Origin of the sequence: Trinickia acidisoli (assembly GCF_017315725.1) — a bacterium.
In the GTDB taxonomy this organism is placed as follows: Bacteria; Pseudomonadota; Gammaproteobacteria; order Burkholderiales; family Burkholderiaceae; genus Trinickia; species Trinickia acidisoli.
In genome coordinates this window covers 3,763,440-3,781,660 of sequence record NZ_JAFLRG010000001.1, presented here as the reverse complement: position 1 = coordinate 3,781,660, position 18,221 = coordinate 3,763,440, and the positions used below count along the sequence as shown (strand labels likewise).

The following is an 18,221-nucleotide window of genomic DNA, read 5'->3' as shown; positions in this document are numbered from 1 at the left end:
TATCCGCGTACGCTGGCTTTGGCCGGCCTGAGACCTGGAGGAAACATGATGCGAAACAAACTGTTGCGCGCGGTGCGATTGAGCGCGATCGCGGCCGCCGCCGTGACGGTATCGCTGGGTGCGACGATCTCGCACGCGGCCGACATTCCCAACAAAACCCTCGTTTATTGCTCCGAGGGCAGTCCTGCCGGTTTCGACCCCGCGCAATACACGACGGGCACCGATTTCACCGCCAATACCTTCACCGTCTACAACCGTCTCGTCGAATTCAAGCGCGGCAGCACGGAGATCGAGCCGGGGCTCGCGCAGTCATGGGACGTGTCGCCCGACGGCAAGGTCTATACGTTCCATCTTCGTCATGGCGTGAAATTCCAAACGACGGACTACTTCAAGCCGACGCGCGATTTCGACGCGGATGACGTCGTGTTCACCTTCGAGCGCATGCTCGATCCGAATGAGCCGTTCCACAAAGCCTATCCGGTGCAGTTCCCGTACTTCACCGACATGGGCCTCGACAAGCTGATCACGAAGGTCGAAAAAGTCGACCCCTACACCGTGCGCTTCACGCTCAAGGAAGTGAACGCGCCGTTCATCCAGAACATGGCGATGGAGTTCGCGTCGATTCTGTCGAAGGAATACGCCGATCAGCTCATGAAGGAAGGCAAGGCGTCCGACATCAATCAAAAGCCGCTCGGCACCGGGCCCTTCATCTTCAAGAGCTACACGAAGGACGCGACGATCCGCTTCGTCGGCAACCCCGATTATTGGAAGCCGGGCGTCGTGAAGCTGAAGAACCTGATTTTCTCGATCACGACGGATGCGAGCGTGCGCGCGCAAAAGCTCAAGCGCGACGAATGCCAGGTCATGAGCTATCCGAATCCGGCCGATATCGCCGATTTGAAGAAGGACCCGGATATCGCGATGCCGTCGCAGGCGGGCTTCAATCTCGGCTACCTGGCATACAACGTCACGCATAAGCCGCTCGACAACGTCGACGTGCGCCGTGCGCTCGACATGGCCATCAACAAGCAGGCCATCATTCAGTCCGTCTACCAAGGCGCGGGCCAACCGGCGAAGGCGCCGATGCCGCCGACGCAATGGTCGTACGACGGCAACCTGCAAATGGCGTCCTACGATCCGGCCAAGGCGAAGGCGGTGCTCGCGAAGGCCGGCTTTCCGAACGGTTTCGAGATCACGTTGTGGGCCATGCCCGTGCAGCGGCCGTACAACCCGAACGCGAAGCTGATGGCCGAGATGATCCAGTCCGATTGGGCGAAGATCGGCGTGAAGGCGAAGATCGTCACGTATGAATGGGGCGAGTACATCAAGCGCGCGCACGCGGGCGAAGACGACTCGATGATGATCGGCTGGAGCGGCGACAACGGCGATCCCGACAACTGGCTCGGCACGCTGCTCGGCTGCGAGGCCGTGAACGGGAACAACTTCTCGAAGTGGTGCTACAAACCGTTCGACGATCTGATCCAGAAGGGCCGCACGACCACCGGCCAGCCGGCGCGCACGAAGATCTACACGCAGGCGCAGCAGATCTTCGCGCAGCAACTGCCGTTCTCGCCGATCGCGCACTCCACCATCTATCAGCCGATGACCAAGAACGTCGTCGATATGCGCATCGACCCGCTCGGCTATGCCCGCTTCGACGGCGTCAGCCTGAAGTAACCGCGATGCGGTAGGCTCTCTCGGGCATGCCGGGGAGCGCCATGCACGTTCTCCGGCGACAGGGGTGGCGTGTTCCGAGTCGGCGTCCGATCGAGGGGCGCCAACTCGGGATGCCGCCCCTCGTCGCCGGTCGCATTTTTCTTTCTGCAAGATAAAGGGACGAACCATGTTCCGATTCGCTTTACGCCGCATCGGGATGGTGATACCGACGTTCATCGGCATCACGATTCTGGCCTTTGCGCTCATCCACCTGATCCCCGGCGACCCCATCGAAGTGATGATGGGCGAGCGCGGCGTCGATCCGGCCATGCATGCTGCCGCCCTGCACCGGCTCGGACTCGACGAGCCGCTGCCGCTGCAGTACATCCACTACGTGTGGCGCGCGCTGCACGGCAACCTCGGCGAATCGATCATTACGAACACGAGCGTAATGAGCGAATTTCTCGCGCGCTTTCCGGCCACCGTCGAGCTGTCGATTTGCGCGATGCTGTTCGCGCTCGTCATCGGCCTGCCGGCCGGCGTGATCGCCGCGCTCAAGCGCGGCACCGTGGTCGATCACGGCGTGATGGGCACGGCGCTCGCCGGCTATTCGATGCCGATCTTCTGGTGGGGCCTCATCCTCATCATGCTGTTCTCCGTCTCGCTGGGTTGGACGCCGGTGTCGGGCCGCATCGCCGTCGAGTACGACATTCCGCACGTCACCGGCTTCATGCTGATCGACGCGCTGCTCGCCCCCGACGAGGGCTCGTTCAAGTCGGCCGTGAGCCACCTGATTCTGCCCGCGATCGTGCTCGGCACGATTCCGCTGGCCGTCATCGCGCGCATGACGCGCTCGTCGATGCTCGAGGTGCTGCGCGAGGACTACATCCGCACGGCACGCGCCAAGGGGCTCTCGCCCGTGCGCGTGATCGTCGTGCACGCGCTGCGCAACGCGCTGATTCCCGTCGTGACCGTGATCGGTCTCCAGGTCGGCACCTTGCTCGCGGGCGCGGTGCTGACCGAAACGCTGTTCTCGTGGCCGGGCATCGGCAAATGGCTCATCGATGCGATCAGCCGGCGCGACTATCCGGTCGTGCAAGGCGGCATCTTGATGATCGCGACGCTCGTGATCGTCGTGAACCTCTGCGTCGATTTGCTCTACGGCGTGCTCAATCCCCGCATTCGCCACACGCGCTAAAGGAGCCCGCAACCATGGCAGACATTCAAAACACGGTTCCTCAAAGCGTCACACCGCCCAGCGGGCGCGCTCTTGCGCTGCGCGAGTTCTGGAGCAACTTCTCGCGCAATCGCGGCGCCGTGGCGGCCGGCATCGTCGTGCTCGTGCTCGTGCTCATCGCGATCTTCGCGCCGCTCATCGCGCCGCACAGCCCCATCGAGCAGTATCGCGACTACGTCAAGATTCCGCCCGCCTGGCTCGCCGGCGGCAATTGGAAGTTCGTGCTCGGCACCGACGAAGCCGGCCGCGACATCTTGTCCCGTCTGATGTTCGGCGCGCGCATGTCGTTCTGGATCGGCTGCGTGTCGGTCGTGCTCGCGCTGATTCCGGGCATCGTGCTCGGCTTGTGCGCGGCGTTCTTCGGCTGGGCCGACACGCCGATCATGCGGGCGATGGACGTGCTGCTTGCGCTGCCCTCGCTGCTGCTCGCGGTGGCCGTCGTCGCGATCATCGGCCCCGGTCTCGCGAATACGATGTTCGCGATCGCGATCGTCGCGCTGCCCGGCTACGTGCGCTTGACGCGTGCTTCGGCGCAGGGCGAGCTACAGAAGGAGTACGTGACCGCTTCGCGCGTGGCCGGCGCCGGCAAGCCACGGCTCATGTTCTCCCAAGTGCTGCCCAACTGCGCAGCGCCGCTGATCGTGCAGGCGACGCTCGGGTTTTCGTCCGCGATTCTCGATGCGGCCGCGCTCGGCTTCCTCGGCCTCGGCGTGCAGCCGCCGACGGCGGAGTGGGGCGCGATGCTCGCGTCGGCGCGCGACTACATCGACAATGCCTGGTGGATCGTGACGATGCCGGGTATGGCGATTCTCATTTCGGTGCTCGCGATCAATCTGCTCGGCGACGGGCTGCGCGATGCGCTCGATCCGAAACTGAAACGGATGGCATGACCATGAACCCTCTATTGACCATCCGCAACTTGGCGGTCACGTTCGGCGGCGCACCGGCCGTCGACGGGGTGACCTTGGCGGTCGCGCCCGGCGAGGTCGTCGGCGTTGTCGGCGAATCCGGCTCGGGCAAGAGCGTGACGATGATGGCGCTGATGGGCCTCATCGACGCGCCCGGTGTCGTGACCGCCGACGAGATCACCTTCGACGGTAAAGATCTGCTGAAAGCGTCGGCGAAAGCGCGTCGAAAGATCGTGGGCAAGGACATCGCCATGGTGTTTCAAGACGCGCTGACGAGCCTGAACCCGAGCTATACCGTCGGCTACCAAATCAAGGAAGTGCTGAAGTTGCACGAGGGGTTGCGCGGCGCGGCGCTCGAACGACGCGCGCTCGAACTGCTCGACCAGGTCGGCATCCCCGATGCGAAGAACCGTATCTCGGCGTTCCCGCACCAGCTTTCGGGCGGGATGAATCAGCGCGTGATGATCGCGATGGCCGTCGCCTGCAACCCGAAGCTGTTGATCGCGGACGAGCCGACGACGGCGCTCGACGTGACGATCCAAGCGCAGATCATGGATCTGCTCGTCAAGCTGCAGAAGGAGCGCGGCATGGCGCTCGTGCTGATTTCCCACGATTTGGCTGTCGTCTCGCAAGTGGCGCAGCGCGTGGCGGTCATGTACGCGGGCGAAATCATCGAAACGAATCGTGTGCCGGACATCTTTGCGCAGGCCCATCATCCGTACACGGAGGCGCTGCTGGCCGCCATTCCCGAGCACAACCGCGGCGCCAAACGTCTCGCGGCGCTGCCCGGGATGGTGCCGGGCAGCGACGACCGGCCGACCGGCTGCCTGTTCGCGCCGCGCTGCAAGTACGTCGTCGACGATTGCCGCAAGGGCCGGCCCGCGCTCGATCCGCTCGATCCGCACGATCCGCACGATCCGCACGATCCGCACGGTGCGCTTACGCGCGTGCGCTGCATCAAACCGCTCAACCTCGATGCGATCCGCTCGAACCCGATCCAGCACGGAGGCGCCTGATGAACGCAGTACCGGAAGTTTCGCGCGCGCCGCGGCATGAAGATGACCTCGTGCTGATCGCCGAGCGGCTGACCAAGCATTACCCCGTACGGCGCGGCATGTTCGGCCAAGGTACGATCAAGGCGCTGAACGGCGTGTCGTTTTCGCTCGTGCGCGGCAAGACGCTCGCTGTCGTCGGCGAGTCGGGATGCGGCAAATCGACGCTCGCCCGCCAATTGACGATGATCGAGCCGCCCACCTCGGGCAGGCTGCTGATCGAAGGCGTTGACGTTGCCGGCGCCGAAGGCGACAAGCTCGCGCAACTGCGGCGGCGCGTGCAGATGGTGTTCCAAAACCCGTTTGCGTCGCTCAACCCGCGCAAGACGGTCGAGCAGACGCTGTCCGAGCCGCTCGTCATCAACACGCCGATGAGCACTGCCGAGCGCGCGAGCCGCGTGGCGCAGATGATGCGCACCGTCGGCTTGCGTCCGGAGCACGCGAAACGTTATCCGCACATGTTTTCTGGCGGACAAAGGCAGCGCATTGCGATTGCTCGTGCGATGATTCTGGATCCGCGCATCGTGGTGGCCGACGAGCCCGTTTCGGCGCTCGACGTTTCCATTCAGGCCCAGATCCTGAATCTGTTTATGGACCTGCAAGAGCAGTTCAAGACGAGCTACGTCTTTATTTCGCACAACTTGGCCGTCGTCGAGCACATTGCCGACGACGTAGTGGTCATGTATTTCGGCGCCGTGGCTGAACTCGGCGACAAAAAGACGATTTTCGCCAAGCCTCGCCATCCGTACACGCGCTCGTTGATGTCGGCCACGCCGGCCATCTTCGAGGCCGAGCGGCGCACGCAGATCAAGCTGCAAGGCGAAATGCCGTCGCCGCTCGATCCGCCCTCGGGCTGCACGTTTCATCAGCGCTGCCCGTACGCGATCGAGCGGTGTCGCGTGGAGGAGCCGATGTTGCGCGACGTGGACGGCCGGCTCGTGTCGTGCCACCGCGCCGAGGAAGTGGGGGATGCGGATGGCTGAAGCGCGGGCGGCGCGGACAAGTGCGCGCCGCCCGTGCGAGGGCGCCTTTGCGGCCGTCCTCGCGCGGCGGGCACGAGCCTGCCTGCGCCGCATGCGCTCGCTCGTGCTCACGTTCATCTTTACGTTCGCCCTCGATCCACGCTCGGGCGGGCCGATTTCGCCTGCCTACGCAGGGCCCGCCACGGCGCCCGTCGTGCAGGCGGCGCCGGGCGCGCCGATCATGCCCACGTCGCCGAGCGCCCCGATTCCCGGCTTTCACGGGCCGCCGCCCGGCTTCGGCGGCACGAGTGCGAGCGGGCCCGTGCGGGCCGAGCCGGCGCATATGCCGTTTTACGTCGCGACGAAAGGCGCGACGACGATCTATCTGCTCGGGACGCTGCACATCGGCGATCCCTACGATTACCCGAAAAGTCAGCCGTTTCGGCGGCCGATCATGGCCGCGCTCGCGGCTTCGCCGACGCTCGCACTCGAGATTTCGCCCGACGATCTGCTTCGATCGCAAGACGACGTATCGAAGTTCGGCGTCTGTTCCTATGCCTGCCTGCCGCGTTTGTTGCCCGAGGCCATTTGGCGCAAGCTCGCCTTTCGTCTGCGCGGCAATCCGGCCGCGCTCGAGGAGATCCAGAAGACACGGCCCTGGCTCGCCGCCTTGCTCGTCGAAACCTACGATTCGCTGGCGATCGGCTTGCAAACCGAGTACGGCACCGAGGCGCAGCTCGAAAACGTCTATCTGCCCACCCGCGGCAAGATCGTCGGCCTCGAAACGCTAGCTGAGCAGATGCGGGCATTTACGAATCTGACGCTGGCAGAGCAGCGCGAGATGCTGGCGCAGGATCTTGCGCAAACCCCTGTGCAGAACATGGACGACGTCAAGGCGCTGCACCGCCTCTGGCGCGTCGGCGATGCCGACGCGATCGCGGCGTGGGCGTCGGCCAAGTCGGAGCGGCTTGCGCGCACGCCGGCCGTGGCGCAGGCGCTCGACAATCGCATCGTCTACGAACGCAACCGACGCTTCGCGGTGCGCATGACGGCGATCGCCGCGCCGAACCGTCCGGTCTTCGTTGCGATCGGCGCGCTGCACTTGGGCGGGCCGAAGGGCGTGCTCAATCTGCTGCGTCAGCGCGGGTTTACGGTTGACGCGGGCTGATTCATCGAGCATTGCCGGTCGAACGCTTCGACCACGGTACTGATTTCGACGGGGAAGGGCGTCCGATGGGCTCATCGGAGCATTGCAAGCGGATGTGAACTTCAATGCGTCTGAATTTTTCGAGGAGGCGGCAGTTCAGCTCTCCAAGATCCTTATAGTTCGGGCGGTTTCTTCTTAAGGTTCGCTACGCACAATCACGTTGTTTACGCGATGGCTTTCGACGAGCCGGGCCGACGTGCTTGTCTGCCTTTGTTTGAAAATATTTCGACTATCGATGATGAAATCAGATGGCGTTGCCGTATCTGGCGATTTAGCTCTCTGCGTGCCTATGGGTTGGGATGCATACATTTCTAGGGAGTTTCATGAAATTCATCAATGTTTGGTAGCGCTTGGATGGAAATTGATGATTGTCGAGTCGACCGATAGCGAACAATTGTTAGAGTCGATTCGTCAAGCGCGTGTGGTGTTGCTTTGGGAGTGCTATGAAATCATGGAGCGGTATTATGAATCGTTCGCTGCGATACCTAATAGGGTGAGGCGCATCATATTCTGTGATGATGTTCATTATTTCAGCGAGCATCGAAGAGCGCAGCGACAGCGAGCGTTCGACTGGGCGGATTTAATTCTGGCTACTTATCCGAATAAACTAGTCGATTGGTTCCCGGAGACAAAGAAGCGCATCCAATGGGTGCCTCATGCGGCCGCATCCTATTTCACGCCGATATTTGCGCCGGCGTCCGATCGCATATTGCTGTCGGGATCTCGTGCATGGCCCTACCCATTCCGGCAATTCTGTGCCGCGAAGCTACCGCCGAGCGTATGCCATGTCGTGGATCATCCTGGCTATCCCGGCTATCCGGGTGACAAAGCCAATCAAATGCGGGTCGACGCCAAGGCATTAGAGACCGTTGGCAGGGAACGATATGCTTCGCTATTGCGCCATCATCCGGCGATGTTGGTATGCGGTTCTGTATTCAACTACTTGGTGGCCAAGGTATTTGAAGGAATGGCGGCCGGATGCTTGATCGTCGCAGATCGATCATCGCTTGGTGAGCAGCTTTCGGCACTAGAATTCTATGAAGATGAACATTATCTCGGCACTGATATTTTTCACGCTATAGAAGACACCACGTCTATCCAACGATCATTTGCCGTCGGTGATTCGCGCTGGTCGGCGATTACGGAGCGGGCGGCGCAGAAGGTCGCCGCACATCACACAACGGCGTTTCGCGCCAGGGATATTCACGAACTGTGTCTCGACGAGGTGAAAAATTGAATATCGACCATCTGCTGAGGGTCTATCGCAATGCAGGCGCGATTTACCCCATGCCGGCGCTGTCCGCCGCCGAAGTCCGGCAGACTTGGGACAACTATCACTCGCTGTGTGGTGCTGGAAATGCAGTGCTGGAAAAAGAGCACAGGGTATTGGGGCATTTGCTGTATCCGTGGGTTGCGCAACTAGTCGCCCATCCGGCCGTACTCAAAGTCGTGCGCTCATTAATAGGTCCTGACGTGCTCGTATGGGTCAGTGAATTCAATTCGAAACCACCTCGCACGCAGCGATTTTTCTCATGGCACCAGGATATCTATTACTGGCAGCATCGATACGCCGATTTGCGTACCATCCCCATGGTGACAGTCTGGCTTGCGTTGACCGATGCGAACGAGAGAAACGGTGGAATGCGGGTTTTGCCGGCTAGCCACTCAGTGCTCGTTGAGCATACGGAAAGGCCAGATCCTCAGAACATGCTGACGCGCGCGCAGCGAGTGTGCGGCCCAATTGACGAGAGTAATGTGGCGCACGTCAACCTGAACGCAGGCGAATTCTCGGTCCATCATCCGCTGCTGTTTCATGCGTCAGGACCTAATCTCAGCGATTCGCCGCGCATCGGCCTAGTGACACGCTACGTCGCACCTCAGGTTGTACCGGTGGTACGGCCTTCCTATACGTGGCTTTATACGTGGTTTGTCAGCGGTGAAGACTCGCTCGGTAACTGGGACCATGTCGCACCGATGGACGTGCTGACCGGCGCCGCGCTGAGGCAAAGGTGTATCAGTGCCGTGCAAGCTGCAACCGGTGCGCGCTTCAAATAAATGTGAGGCGCAAGCTATGGTTTGCATCGCTCGGGGTGCTCTGCGCAATTGGACCCGTGTCGATCGACATGCATTTGCTTGCGACAACCGATCGGCGCCCCGACATACGCCGTAATGCTTGTCATGGCGACATGCAGCGTGCTGGCGACGCTGATGTTCTATATGGCACAACGCTAGCGGCCCAACGAAACCGATCGGAATCACGGGCCACATCGCACATCCCCTCACCGAAACATCAGCGCATTGAGCAGCACGATGTTCAGGATCAGCAAAAACACGCCCGTCGGCGCTTGCGCCTTGATAACGGCGTTTTTGTCCGGCAGTTCGAGCAGCGCCACGGGCACCATGTTGAAATTGGCCGCCATCGGCGTCATCAGCGTGCCGCAGTAGCCCGAGAACATGCCGATCGCCACCATGACGGCCGGGTTGCCGTGAAACACGTTGACGAGAATCGGCACGCCGATGCCGCCCGTCATCACCGGGAAGGCGGCGAAGCCGTTGCCCATCACCATCGTGAACAGCGCCATGCCGATGCAATAGACGGCCACCGCGACGAAGCGATAGTCGAGGTTCACATAAGCCGTGGCCACGTGCGCGACGGCTTTGCCGACGCCGGAGTCGGCGAACACGAGCCCGAGCATGCCCAGCATTTGCGGCAGCACGGCCGCCCACGAGAGCGCGTCGATGAGGCGCCGAGCCTCCTTCGCCGATTGCCCGACGGAGTCGCGCGTGACGTAGCAGGCCACCGCCAGCGCGACGACGCAGCCGATACCGAAGCCGACGAGCGTCGTATTCTTCGGATCGATGAGCGGCGTGCCGCTGAAGACGAGCCGGCCGGCCAGTAGCGTGACGACCACCGTCACGAACGGAATCGCCAACGCCGGGACGAACAGCAGGTTGCCGAGCCGCTTGGCGCTTGCATGGCGTGCTTCGTCGCTCGGCATGTTCGGCTTGGCGCCGAGTACCCCGCCGAATCCCGCGATCAATGCCATGGCGATGACGAGCACGCCGACCAGCTCGATAGGCAACTTGTCGCCGACAAGGAAGATCAGTGCGTAGATGATCCAAAAGCCGCCGGCCGCGAAGCGGCGCGGATGCGCCTTGTCGGTGACGATCATTGCACCGACGATCAAGAGCAGCGCGCCGACGAGCCAAAACAGATGGGTGAGCAGAAGCGTCATGTTCATTCTCCCGCGGCGTTGGTCGTCGGTTGCGCTTGCGCGCCGGCAGAGAGCGAGGCGTCGCCTTCCGGGGGAGACGCCTGTGCCTGTGCGCCGTGCCCGAGTTCCTTGGCGAGACGGCGGTCGAGCAGATACAGCCGCACGCTGTGAATGATGAATGCGCCGAGGGCGGTCGGCATGCCCCACACGGCCACGTGCATCGGCGCGACGACGATGCCGGTTTCTTTCAGGAACGTCACCATCAACACGATGGCGCCGAACGCGACGAAGATGTCTTCGCCGAAAAAGAGGCCGACGTTGTCGGTCGCGGCGGAGAACGCGCGCAGTTTGTAGCGCACGGCATCGGAGATCTTGCCGTAGCGCGCTTCGGTCGCGCCTTCGGCCATCGGCGCGAGCAGCGGCCGCACCATCTGCGGATGTCCGCCGAGGCCCGTGAGGCCTACGGCGGCAGTCAGCTCGCGCACCAGCAGGTAGACGATCAAAAGGCGTCCGGCCGTGGCTGCTTGGATGCTGGAGATCCACATTTGCGCGCGCTCGCGCAGCCCGTGCCGTTCGAGCAATCCGATGACGGCGAGCGGCAGCAGGATGATGAGCGGGATGTTGCGTGTTTTGAGAAAGCCGGAGCCGATGGCGGCGAGAATCTTATCCGGCGGGAAGTACGCGCAGAGCGGGGTGACGATCGCCGCGGCGGCGACGATGAGCATCGGATTGAAGCGAAGAAGGAAGCCGACGATGATGACGGCTACGCCTAGTAACGGCCATAAATTGGTCTGCATTGTTCTGTCTCCTGTCTCTAGTAAAACGCCTTTTCGACGCGGCTCTAACGGCCGCTTGCCCTGCTTGCGGAGCGCGCCATGTCCCGACTCGGGCACGGCGTGCTCATTTCGATTCCTTCTCGTTCCGGGGCGAACAGCCTTCCTCCGCGGCTGCGCGCCGTGCCGTCAATGGGGCAGCCCCGAAGCGGCGTGCACCCCGATTCCGTTCGTCGAGAGCGTGCGGCGCAGCTTCTGCGCGAACTCGAGCGCATGCGGCCCGTCGCCGTGCAGGCACAGCGTGCGCACGTCAAGTGGTACCCAGTCGCCGCTCACGGTACGGACGCGCTTGTCGCGCACCATCGAGAGCACGTGCTCGAGCATCTCGTCGTCGTCGTCGATGAGCGCGCCCGGCTCGCTGCGCGGTACGAGCGAGCCATCGGCGCGGTAGCCGCGATCGGCGAATCCTTCTTCGACCGCGACGAGTCCCGCCTCGCGCGCGATCGTGATGAAGCGGCTGTTGGCCAGGCCGAACACCGCCACCGAAGGATCGAAGTCGTGCACGGCCGAGATGATCGCCTCCGCGATCGCGGGGTCGCGCGCGGCCTGGTTGTAGAGCGCGCCGTGCGGCTTCAGATGCGCGACGCGCACGCCTTCGGCCTGGGCGATCGCCGACAGCGCGCCGAGTTGATAGAGGATGCCGGCGTAAATGTCGTCGGGCGGCAGATGCATTTCCTTGCGACCGAAATTGGCCGGATCGTGAAAGCTCGGGTGGGCGCCGATCGCTACCCCTCGCTGCACGGCCAGCCGCACGCAATCGCGCATCGCATTGGCGCCTCCGGCATGCCAGCCGCAGGCGATGTTCGCCGAACTGACGAGACCGAGCAGCGCTTCGTCGGCGTCGCCACCTTCGCCGAGATCGGCGTTCAAATCGATTTCCATGACTACCTCGTTACAAAACCTTCAAGCGGCGTGCGAAAGACGCTGCATCCGCTCTTCGTGCATGGCGATCGCGGCATCGATCTGCCGCAGATACGCGTGTTCCTCCGAAAGCGCGTAGCGCGCTTCCTCTTGCGTCGTGCGCACGAAGCGCACCGCGGCGCCCAGCCGCACCTGCGCGAGCTTCCACATGTCGGCGGCGATGACGACACCGATGCGCGGATAGCCGCCCGTCGTCTGTGCGTCGCTCATCAGCACGATCGGCTGGCCGTTGCCCGGGACCTGGATCGTGCCGGGCAACACGGCGTGCGAGAGCAGTTCGGCATCATGCTCGCGCGCGAGTGTGCTGCCCGCCAAACGGTAGCCCATGCGATTGCTGTTCGGCGTCACGCGCCACTCGTCAGACCAGAACGCCGTGCGTGCCGCCTCGCCGAACGAATCGTACTCGGGGCCGCGCAGTACGCGGATCGCCACCGCGCGCTCGGCACCGGCCGCGTGCTTGCCGCGCCGCACCGGTTCGTGCGCCACCTCGGCGAAGCGGCACCATTGCGGTGCCTTGACGCCGAACGCCGGGGCGTCGACAGCCGTCGCCCGCCCCTGTCGCGGTGCGGACGCGCCCGTCGGGAGCCGGTCGCCATCGCGCAGCTTACGCCCGCCGAGGCCGCCGAAGCGCGCGGCGAGATCGGTGCTGCGCGAGCCGAGGACGGGCACGACGTCGATTCCGCCGCGCACGCACACATAGCCGCGCATGCCGCGCGTCGGACCCTGCAACAGCAACTCTTGACCGGGGCGCACCGGTAGGCTCCACCAGGTGTGAACGGGCACGCCGTCCAGTGTCGCGCCAAACTGCGCGCCCGTGATGGCGATGCGCGTGGCCTGCGTAAACCGCAGCGCCGCGGGCCCGACCGTGATCTCGATCGCGGCCGCCTGCGGCGCGTTGCCGACGAGCCGGTTGCCGATGTCGAGCGCGAGCGTGTCGAGCGCGCCGGCCTTCGCCACACCGAGATGGCGATACCCGGTGCGGCCGAGATCCTGCACCGACGAGAGCACGCCGGCGCGCAGCACGTCGATCATCGAACCACCTCCAGCGCGGTGAAGCGCACGCGGTCGCCGGGCTGCAGCAGTGTCGGCGGGTGGCCGGCCGGATCGAAGAGCAGCGACGGCGTGCGTCCGATCAACTGCCAGCCGCCCGGCGACGCCGCCGGATAGATACCGGTTTGCGCGCCGCCGATGCCGACCGATCCGACCGGCACCTCGAGCCGAGGGGCCGCGCGCCGCGGCATGTGCAGCGACGCGTCGAGCCCGCCGAGATAGGCGAAGCCCGGCTGGAAGCCGACGAAGAATACGACGTATTCGGCGCTCGCATGGCGCCGTACGACTTCGTCGATGCTGAGCCCGGCATACTCGGCCACGGCCGGCAAGTCGGGGCCGTCCTCGCCGCCGTAGCGCACGGGAATGTCGATTTCGCGCGTGGACGGCCTGACGCCGACGGCGCGGTCCCACGCGAGCGCGAGGTCGCGGGCGAGGGCTTCCACGTCGGCGCAAAGCGGATCGAAGACGATCGTTAGATTGTTCATGCCCGGCACGACTTCGACAACGTGCGGCCACTCCCGCGCCGCCTCGCCGAGCGCCCAGACCCGCTCCTGGCACGCGAGCGTCGCGGGCGGCGGGGCCTCGCAGACGAGTGCGCTGTCGCCGAACGGATAGATTCGAGGTTCTGTCATCGAGGCTTTGGGCCCGCTGCGGCTGTCCCTTGACACTGGGGCGAGCCGCTCGGACGTGCATTGAGTCAGTCGTATTATCGATAAATTATCGACATTTTACCCATAAGCGTTTTCGCTAGTGCTGAACGAAGTGCGGCCGGCGTACACTTCGCGAACTCTTCCTTTCATTGTTACTTGCAAGTCGCCGCCATGCCGCGTCATCCGACCAAGATCGTGTCTTCGGAACATCTCGTCTCCGAGACGAGCGTCGAGCTGTCCGAATTCGAATACGGGCTGATCATGGCGAGCAATGCGTTCAACCGCTGGATGGTGCGATGCATGTCGGCGGCCGGCGCCAAGGACATGACGGCCATCGAGGTGTCGCTTCTGCACCACGTCAGCCACCGCGAACGCAAGAAAAAGCTCGCCGACATCTGCTTCGTGCTCAACATCGAGGACACGCACGTGGCCACGTATGCATTGAAGAAACTCGTGAGTAGAGGGTATGTAAAAAGCGAAAAGACCGGCAAGGAAGTCTTTTTTTCTGCTACCCAGGCAGGGCGAGACCTGTGCAACAAATACCGCGAAGTCAGAGAAAGCTGCCTGATCGCGGCGCTCAAGGAAAGCGGGTTGGTCAACGAGCAGATCGGCGAGGCCGCTCAGCTCATGCGCAATGCATCGGGCTTGTACGACACCGCGGCCCGCGCCGCCGCGTCGCTCTGAATTCACGTTCGCGCGTCGCGATATGCGATATGCGCGATGCGTAGGCGTAGGCGTAGGCGGCAACGAGGTGCGGCCTACGCCGTTTGCTTGGGTTCCTTGGGTCTCTTTCAGCGCGGATTCGCGAACAGCCCGTCGTCGGTGACGATCGCATCGAGCGGTACGTCGTGCAGTTCGCGCGGCAACGTCGCGCGGCACGCTTCGTAGGCGATCCCGATCGTGACCGGTTTGTCCGTGCCGGGCCAGGCCGCGAGGGTGCGGTCGTAATAGCCGCCGCCATAACCCAGCCGATAGCCCGCGTCGTCGAATCCCACGCAGGGCACGAGCAGCAGATCCGGCAAGACGGGCGGCGCTCGCTCGGGCTCTGGGATGCGATGATGCCCCACGCGCATCGACGTGTTCGGCGTCCACGCGTGGAACTGAAGCGCCTGGCCTTTCATGACGACGACGGGCAATGCGGCTTGGCGCCGCGCGTCGCGCGCGAGCCATTCGCCGACGATCGCGCGCGCGTCGAATTCGCCCGCGAGCGGCCAATAGAATCCCACTGTATGGGGCGCGTAACGCGAGAGCGCCTCGCGCAGATGAGCGGCGAGCGAAGCGTCGGCGCGGCCCGCGGCGGCGGCGTCGCTGCGCGCTTGGAGCAAGCGTTTTCGCAGCTCGGCTTTCGATTTTGCCGTGGGGTTGCGTGCTATGCTTTCGCTCAATTTTTGCTCCACGAACCACGATGTCAAAACGCTTTGCACGAGTATATCGCGCGGTCGCTTGCGCACTCGCCGCCGTCGCGCTCGTCGCCTGCGGCACCGCCTCCGCGGGGCGCCAAGTACGCCCAACCGCCGCGCTTACCGACGATCAGATTTTCGTGCGCCTGCGCGAGGCCGCCCGCAATAACGACGCCGCGCGCGCGGCGCAGCTTGCGGCGATGATTCCGAACTACCCCGCGCCGTCGTATCTCGAATACTTTCAGCTCAAGCCCCAGTTGTACGACAGCGGCGGCCACGCGCGCGTCGACGCGCCGGACGAGCCCGTGCTGTCGTTCCTGCAGCGCCACGACGGCGAAGCGATCGCCGACCGGCTGCGCAACGATTACCTGCTGGTGCTGGGCGCGCGCCACGACTGGCGCGATTTCGACGCGCAGTATCCGCGCTTCGTGCTCAACGACGACACGCAAGTGAAGTGCTACGCGCTGGAGTCTCGCGCCGCGCATGGCGAAAACGTCGCCGAGGCGGCGCGCGCGCTGCTCGTCGAGCCGAGGTATTACGGCGACGGCTGCGTCGATCTGATCACCGCGCTGGCGGCAAGCCACCAGTTCAGCGACGACGACGTCTGGCAACAGATCCGCCTTGCCTACGAGCAAAACGCGACGAGCGCGGGTAGCCGGCTGTTCGACGCGCTCGGCCCGGTGCGCCCCGATCAGACGCTCATCGATCAGGCAACGGGCGCGCCGCCGCTCCTGCTTGCGCGCGGGGTGGGGCCCGACTCGGCCTCGCACGCGCTCGCGCTGCTCGCGATCACGACGATGGCGCGCACCGACGTCGTCACCGCCGCGGCCACGTTCGCGACGATCGCGCCGTCGCTGTCGCTGGCCGAGCGTGCGATCGGCTGGGGCACGATCGGCTATCAGGGCGCGGTCCATCAGGTGCCGGGCGCCGTCGACTGGTTCCGGCTCTCGGCGAATGCGCCGCTTTCGTATCCGGCCTATGAATGGCGTACCCGCAGTGCGCTGCTGGCTGGCGATTGGACGATGGTGCGCTGGTCGATCGAGCAAATGCCGAGCGCGCTGCGCACGCAGCCCGCCTGGGTCTATTGGCACGCGCGCGCGCTCGAGAAGAGCAGCAGCCCCGAGGACAAGGCGCTCGCCGTTCAAGAGTTCACGCGCATCGCGTCGGGCTTCAACTTCTACGGACAGCTTGCCACCGAGGCGCTCGGTCGCAAGATCACGGTGCCGCCGCAAACGACCGTGACCGACGCCGAGGTCGAGGCGGCAAGCCGCACGCCGGGCTTCGATCTCGCGCGCCGCTTTTACGCACTGAATCTGCGGCTCGAAGGCAATCGCGAGTGGAATTGGCCGCTGCGCGGCATGACCGATCATCAATTGCTGGCCGTGGCCGAATACGCGCGCCGCATCCAGCTCTATGACCGCACGGTCAACACGGCCGACCGGACGCAGACCGAACACGACTTTTCGCTGCGCTACCTTGCACCGTTCCGCGACATCGTGGAGCGCGATGCAAAGTCGACCGGCCTCGACGTCGAATGGGCCTATGGGCTCATTCGCCAGGAATCGCGCTTCATCATCAACGCGCAGTCGGACGTCGGAGCGGGCGGCCTGATGCAACTGATGCCCGGCACGGCGCGCATGGTGGCGCGCAAGATCGGCCTCGGGCCGCTTTCGCCCGAGCAAATGAACGACATCGATACGAACATTTTGCTCGGCACCAGCTATCTATCGATGATCTACAATCAGTTCGACGGTTCGGCCGTACTCGCCACGGCGGGCTACAACGCCGGGCCCGGTCGTCCGCGCCAGTGGCAAGCGGCGCTGCAGCGCCCCGTCGAAGGCGCGATCTTTGCGGAGACGATCCCGTTCAACGAGACGCGCGATTACGTCAAGAACGTGCTGTCGAACACGGTCTACTATGCGGCGCTGTTCGAAGGCCGTCCGCAATCGCTGAAGGAGCGGCTCGGGGTGATCCTGCCTCAGACGCCCTGAGGCATGCCGTGCGCGATAGGGCCGCGATGAGCGCGCGGCGGTGCCTGTGGCCGTCGCCCGCAGGGAGTCGAAAATGCGACATCAATCCATTGCGTTGATCGGCGGTTCCGGCTTCATCGGCACGCATCTCGCCAACGCGCTCGTCGCCGCCGGCAAGAACGTGCGCATTGCCACGCGCAAGCGCAGCCATGCCGCCCATCTCACGCTGCTCCCGCTCGACGTCATCGAGCTCGATCCATTCGACACGGTCGAGCTTGCCCGCTTCGTCGAGGGCGTCGATGCCGTCGTCAACCTCGTCGGCACGCTGCACGGCCGGCGCGGCCGCCCTTACGGGCCCGAATTCGCGAAGCTGCACGTCGAGTTGCCGTCGAAGATCGCGGCGGCTTGCGAGGGCAAGGGCGTGCACCGGCTCGTTCACCTGAGCGCCATCGGCGCCGATTCGAATGGCCCGAGCATGTACTTGCGCTCGAAGGGCGACGGCGAGAAGGGCGTGCTCGCGGCCACTCAGCTTGCGACGACCATCTTTCGGCCATCGGTCGTGTTCGGTCCCGAAGACCGCTTCCTCAATACGTTCGCCTCGCTCGCGCGCCTCTTCCCCGTGCTGCCGCTCGCCAAGCCCGACGCGAAATTCCAGCCCGTCTACGTTGGCGACGTCGTCAAGGCCATCGTCGGCACGCTCGATCTCGACGCCGCGCATGGGCGCACCTACGAGCTCGGCGGCCCGACCGTCCATACGCTCGAAGCGCTCGTGCGCATGTGCGGCGAGATGATCGGCCGCCACCCGCGCATCGTGCGGTTGCCCGACGCGCTTGCCTATATGCAGGCGCTGTCGTTCGAGACGCTTCCGGGCGAACCGCTCGTCACGCGCGACAATCTCGATTCGATGTCGCGCGACGCGATCCTGAGCGCGCCGCTCGCGGCCGAATTGAATGTGGAGCCCGTCGCCATCGAAGCGATCGCGCCCACCTATCTGAACGACGCGGCGCTGCAATCGCGCTTCAGCGCCTTTCGGACGACGGCGGGGCGCTGAAGCGGCGGACGCAGAGGAAGCAGCGCAAAGCGCTGCGGCAGAGCACCGCCCGCTCGCTTCGTGGCACCATTGCCGCTTCGTTTCTCTCGTTGTCTCGATGTTCCGATCA

17 protein-coding genes are annotated in these 18,221 nt (G+C 64.1%); 11 read left to right on the top strand and 6 right to left on the bottom strand.

Going from position 1 to position 18,221, the window contains the following annotated elements; all coding sequences use genetic code 11:
• Positions 1 to 45: 45 nt before the first annotated feature.
• The 8 genes from J3485_RS17355 to J3485_RS17320 all read left to right on the top strand — a co-directional run bounded on the left by J3485_RS17355 (position 46) and on the right by J3485_RS17320 (position 9,077).
• Complete coding sequence (locus tag J3485_RS17355) at positions 46 to 1,677, top strand: ABC transporter substrate-binding protein (RefSeq protein ID WP_206955114.1); 1,632 nt, start codon at positions 46 to 48, stop codon at positions 1,675 to 1,677.
• A gap of 166 nt (positions 1,678 to 1,843) precedes the next feature.
• The gene (locus J3485_RS17350) at positions 1,844 to 2,854 is read left to right on the top strand and encodes an ABC transporter permease subunit (RefSeq protein WP_206955111.1); all 1,011 of its coding nucleotides are present in this window, start codon (positions 1,844 to 1,846) and stop codon (positions 2,852 to 2,854) included.
• Between the two features lie 14 nt (positions 2,855 to 2,868).
• Positions 2,869 to 3,783 (top strand): ABC transporter permease subunit, encoded by a 915-nt coding sequence (locus J3485_RS17345; RefSeq protein WP_206955109.1) that lies wholly within the window; start codon positions 2,869 to 2,871, stop codon positions 3,781 to 3,783.
• The gene (locus J3485_RS17340; protein WP_206955107.1) at positions 3,780 to 4,817 is read left to right on the top strand and encodes an ABC transporter ATP-binding protein; all 1,038 of its coding nucleotides are present in this window, start codon (positions 3,780 to 3,782) and stop codon (positions 4,815 to 4,817) included. The genes J3485_RS17345 and J3485_RS17340 overlap by 4 nt, the downstream gene beginning before the upstream one ends.
• A complete protein-coding gene (locus J3485_RS17335; protein ID WP_206955105.1) occupies positions 4,817 to 5,836 on the top strand; it encodes a peptide ABC transporter ATP-binding protein in 1,020 nt (339 codons plus the stop codon). Before J3485_RS17340 ends, J3485_RS17335 begins: the two co-directional genes overlap by 1 nt.
• Positions 5,829 to 6,983: a TraB/GumN family protein gene (locus tag J3485_RS17330; protein ID WP_206955854.1), complete on the top strand. Its 1,155-nt coding sequence runs from the start codon at positions 5,829 to 5,831 to the stop codon at positions 6,981 to 6,983. Before J3485_RS17335 ends, J3485_RS17330 begins: the two co-directional genes overlap by 8 nt.
• Before the next feature lie 274 nt (positions 6,984 to 7,257).
• Positions 7,258 to 8,259, top strand: coding sequence for a glycosyltransferase (locus J3485_RS17325; protein WP_206955104.1), 1,002 nt, complete (start codon positions 7,258 to 7,260; stop codon positions 8,257 to 8,259).
• Entirely contained in the window at positions 8,256 to 9,077 is an 822-nt protein-coding gene (locus tag J3485_RS17320) for a phytanoyl-CoA dioxygenase family protein (protein WP_206955102.1), read from the top strand. Before J3485_RS17325 ends, J3485_RS17320 begins: the two co-directional genes overlap by 4 nt.
• A 224-nt stretch (positions 9,078 to 9,301) precedes the next feature.
• Here J3485_RS17320 and J3485_RS17315 read toward each other — a convergent pair whose 3' ends face one another.
• The 5 genes from J3485_RS17315 to pxpB all read right to left on the bottom strand — a co-directional run bounded on the left by J3485_RS17315 (position 9,302) and on the right by pxpB (position 13,673).
• Positions 9,302 to 10,258, bottom strand: coding sequence for a DUF979 domain-containing protein (locus J3485_RS17315; protein WP_206955099.1), 957 nt, complete (start codon positions 10,256 to 10,258; stop codon positions 9,302 to 9,304).
• A gap of 2 nt (positions 10,259 to 10,260) precedes the next feature.
• A complete protein-coding gene (locus J3485_RS17310; RefSeq protein ID WP_206955097.1) occupies positions 10,261 to 11,034 on the bottom strand; it encodes a DUF969 domain-containing protein in 774 nt (257 codons plus the stop codon).
• A gap of 165 nt (positions 11,035 to 11,199) precedes the next feature.
• Positions 11,200 to 11,952, bottom strand: a complete 753-nt coding sequence (pxpA, locus tag J3485_RS17305) for a 5-oxoprolinase subunit PxpA (RefSeq protein WP_206955095.1) — start codon at positions 11,950 to 11,952, stop codon at positions 11,200 to 11,202.
• 21 nt (positions 11,953 to 11,973) lie between these two features.
• Positions 11,974 to 13,023 carry a 5-oxoprolinase subunit C family protein gene (locus J3485_RS17300; RefSeq protein WP_206955093.1) on the bottom strand — a complete coding sequence of 350 codons (1,050 nt, stop codon included), beginning with the start codon at positions 13,021 to 13,023 and terminating at the stop codon, positions 11,974 to 11,976.
• Positions 13,020 to 13,673 (bottom strand): 5-oxoprolinase subunit PxpB, encoded by a 654-nt coding sequence (gene pxpB / locus J3485_RS17295; protein ID WP_206955091.1) that lies wholly within the window; start codon positions 13,671 to 13,673, stop codon positions 13,020 to 13,022. Before pxpB ends, J3485_RS17300 begins: the two co-directional genes overlap by 4 nt.
• Before the next feature lie 189 nt (positions 13,674 to 13,862).
• Between pxpB and J3485_RS17290 the strand changes: the two genes are divergently transcribed.
• On the top strand, positions 13,863 to 14,375 hold the full coding sequence (locus J3485_RS17290; RefSeq protein ID WP_206955083.1) for a winged helix DNA-binding protein: 513 nt from the start codon (positions 13,863 to 13,865) through the stop codon (positions 14,373 to 14,375).
• Positions 14,376 to 14,482: 107 nt separating this feature from the next.
• Here J3485_RS17290 and J3485_RS17285 read toward each other — a convergent pair whose 3' ends face one another.
• Complete coding sequence (locus J3485_RS17285; protein WP_242538594.1) at positions 14,483 to 15,076, bottom strand: 5-formyltetrahydrofolate cyclo-ligase; 594 nt, start codon at positions 15,074 to 15,076, stop codon at positions 14,483 to 14,485.
• A 20-nt stretch (positions 15,077 to 15,096) separates the two neighbouring features.
• On the opposite strand from J3485_RS17285, the gene J3485_RS17280 reads away from it, so the two are divergent.
• Both J3485_RS17280 and J3485_RS17275 read left to right on the top strand, forming a co-directional pair.
• Positions 15,097 to 17,082 carry a lytic transglycosylase domain-containing protein gene (locus J3485_RS17280; protein ID WP_206955080.1) on the top strand — a complete coding sequence of 662 codons (1,986 nt, stop codon included), beginning with the start codon at positions 15,097 to 15,099 and terminating at the stop codon, positions 17,080 to 17,082.
• A gap of 73 nt (positions 17,083 to 17,155) precedes the next feature.
• A complete protein-coding gene (locus tag J3485_RS17275) occupies positions 17,156 to 18,112 on the top strand; it encodes a complex I NDUFA9 subunit family protein (RefSeq protein WP_206955078.1) in 957 nt (318 codons plus the stop codon).
• Positions 18,113 to 18,221 lie beyond the last annotated feature (109 nt).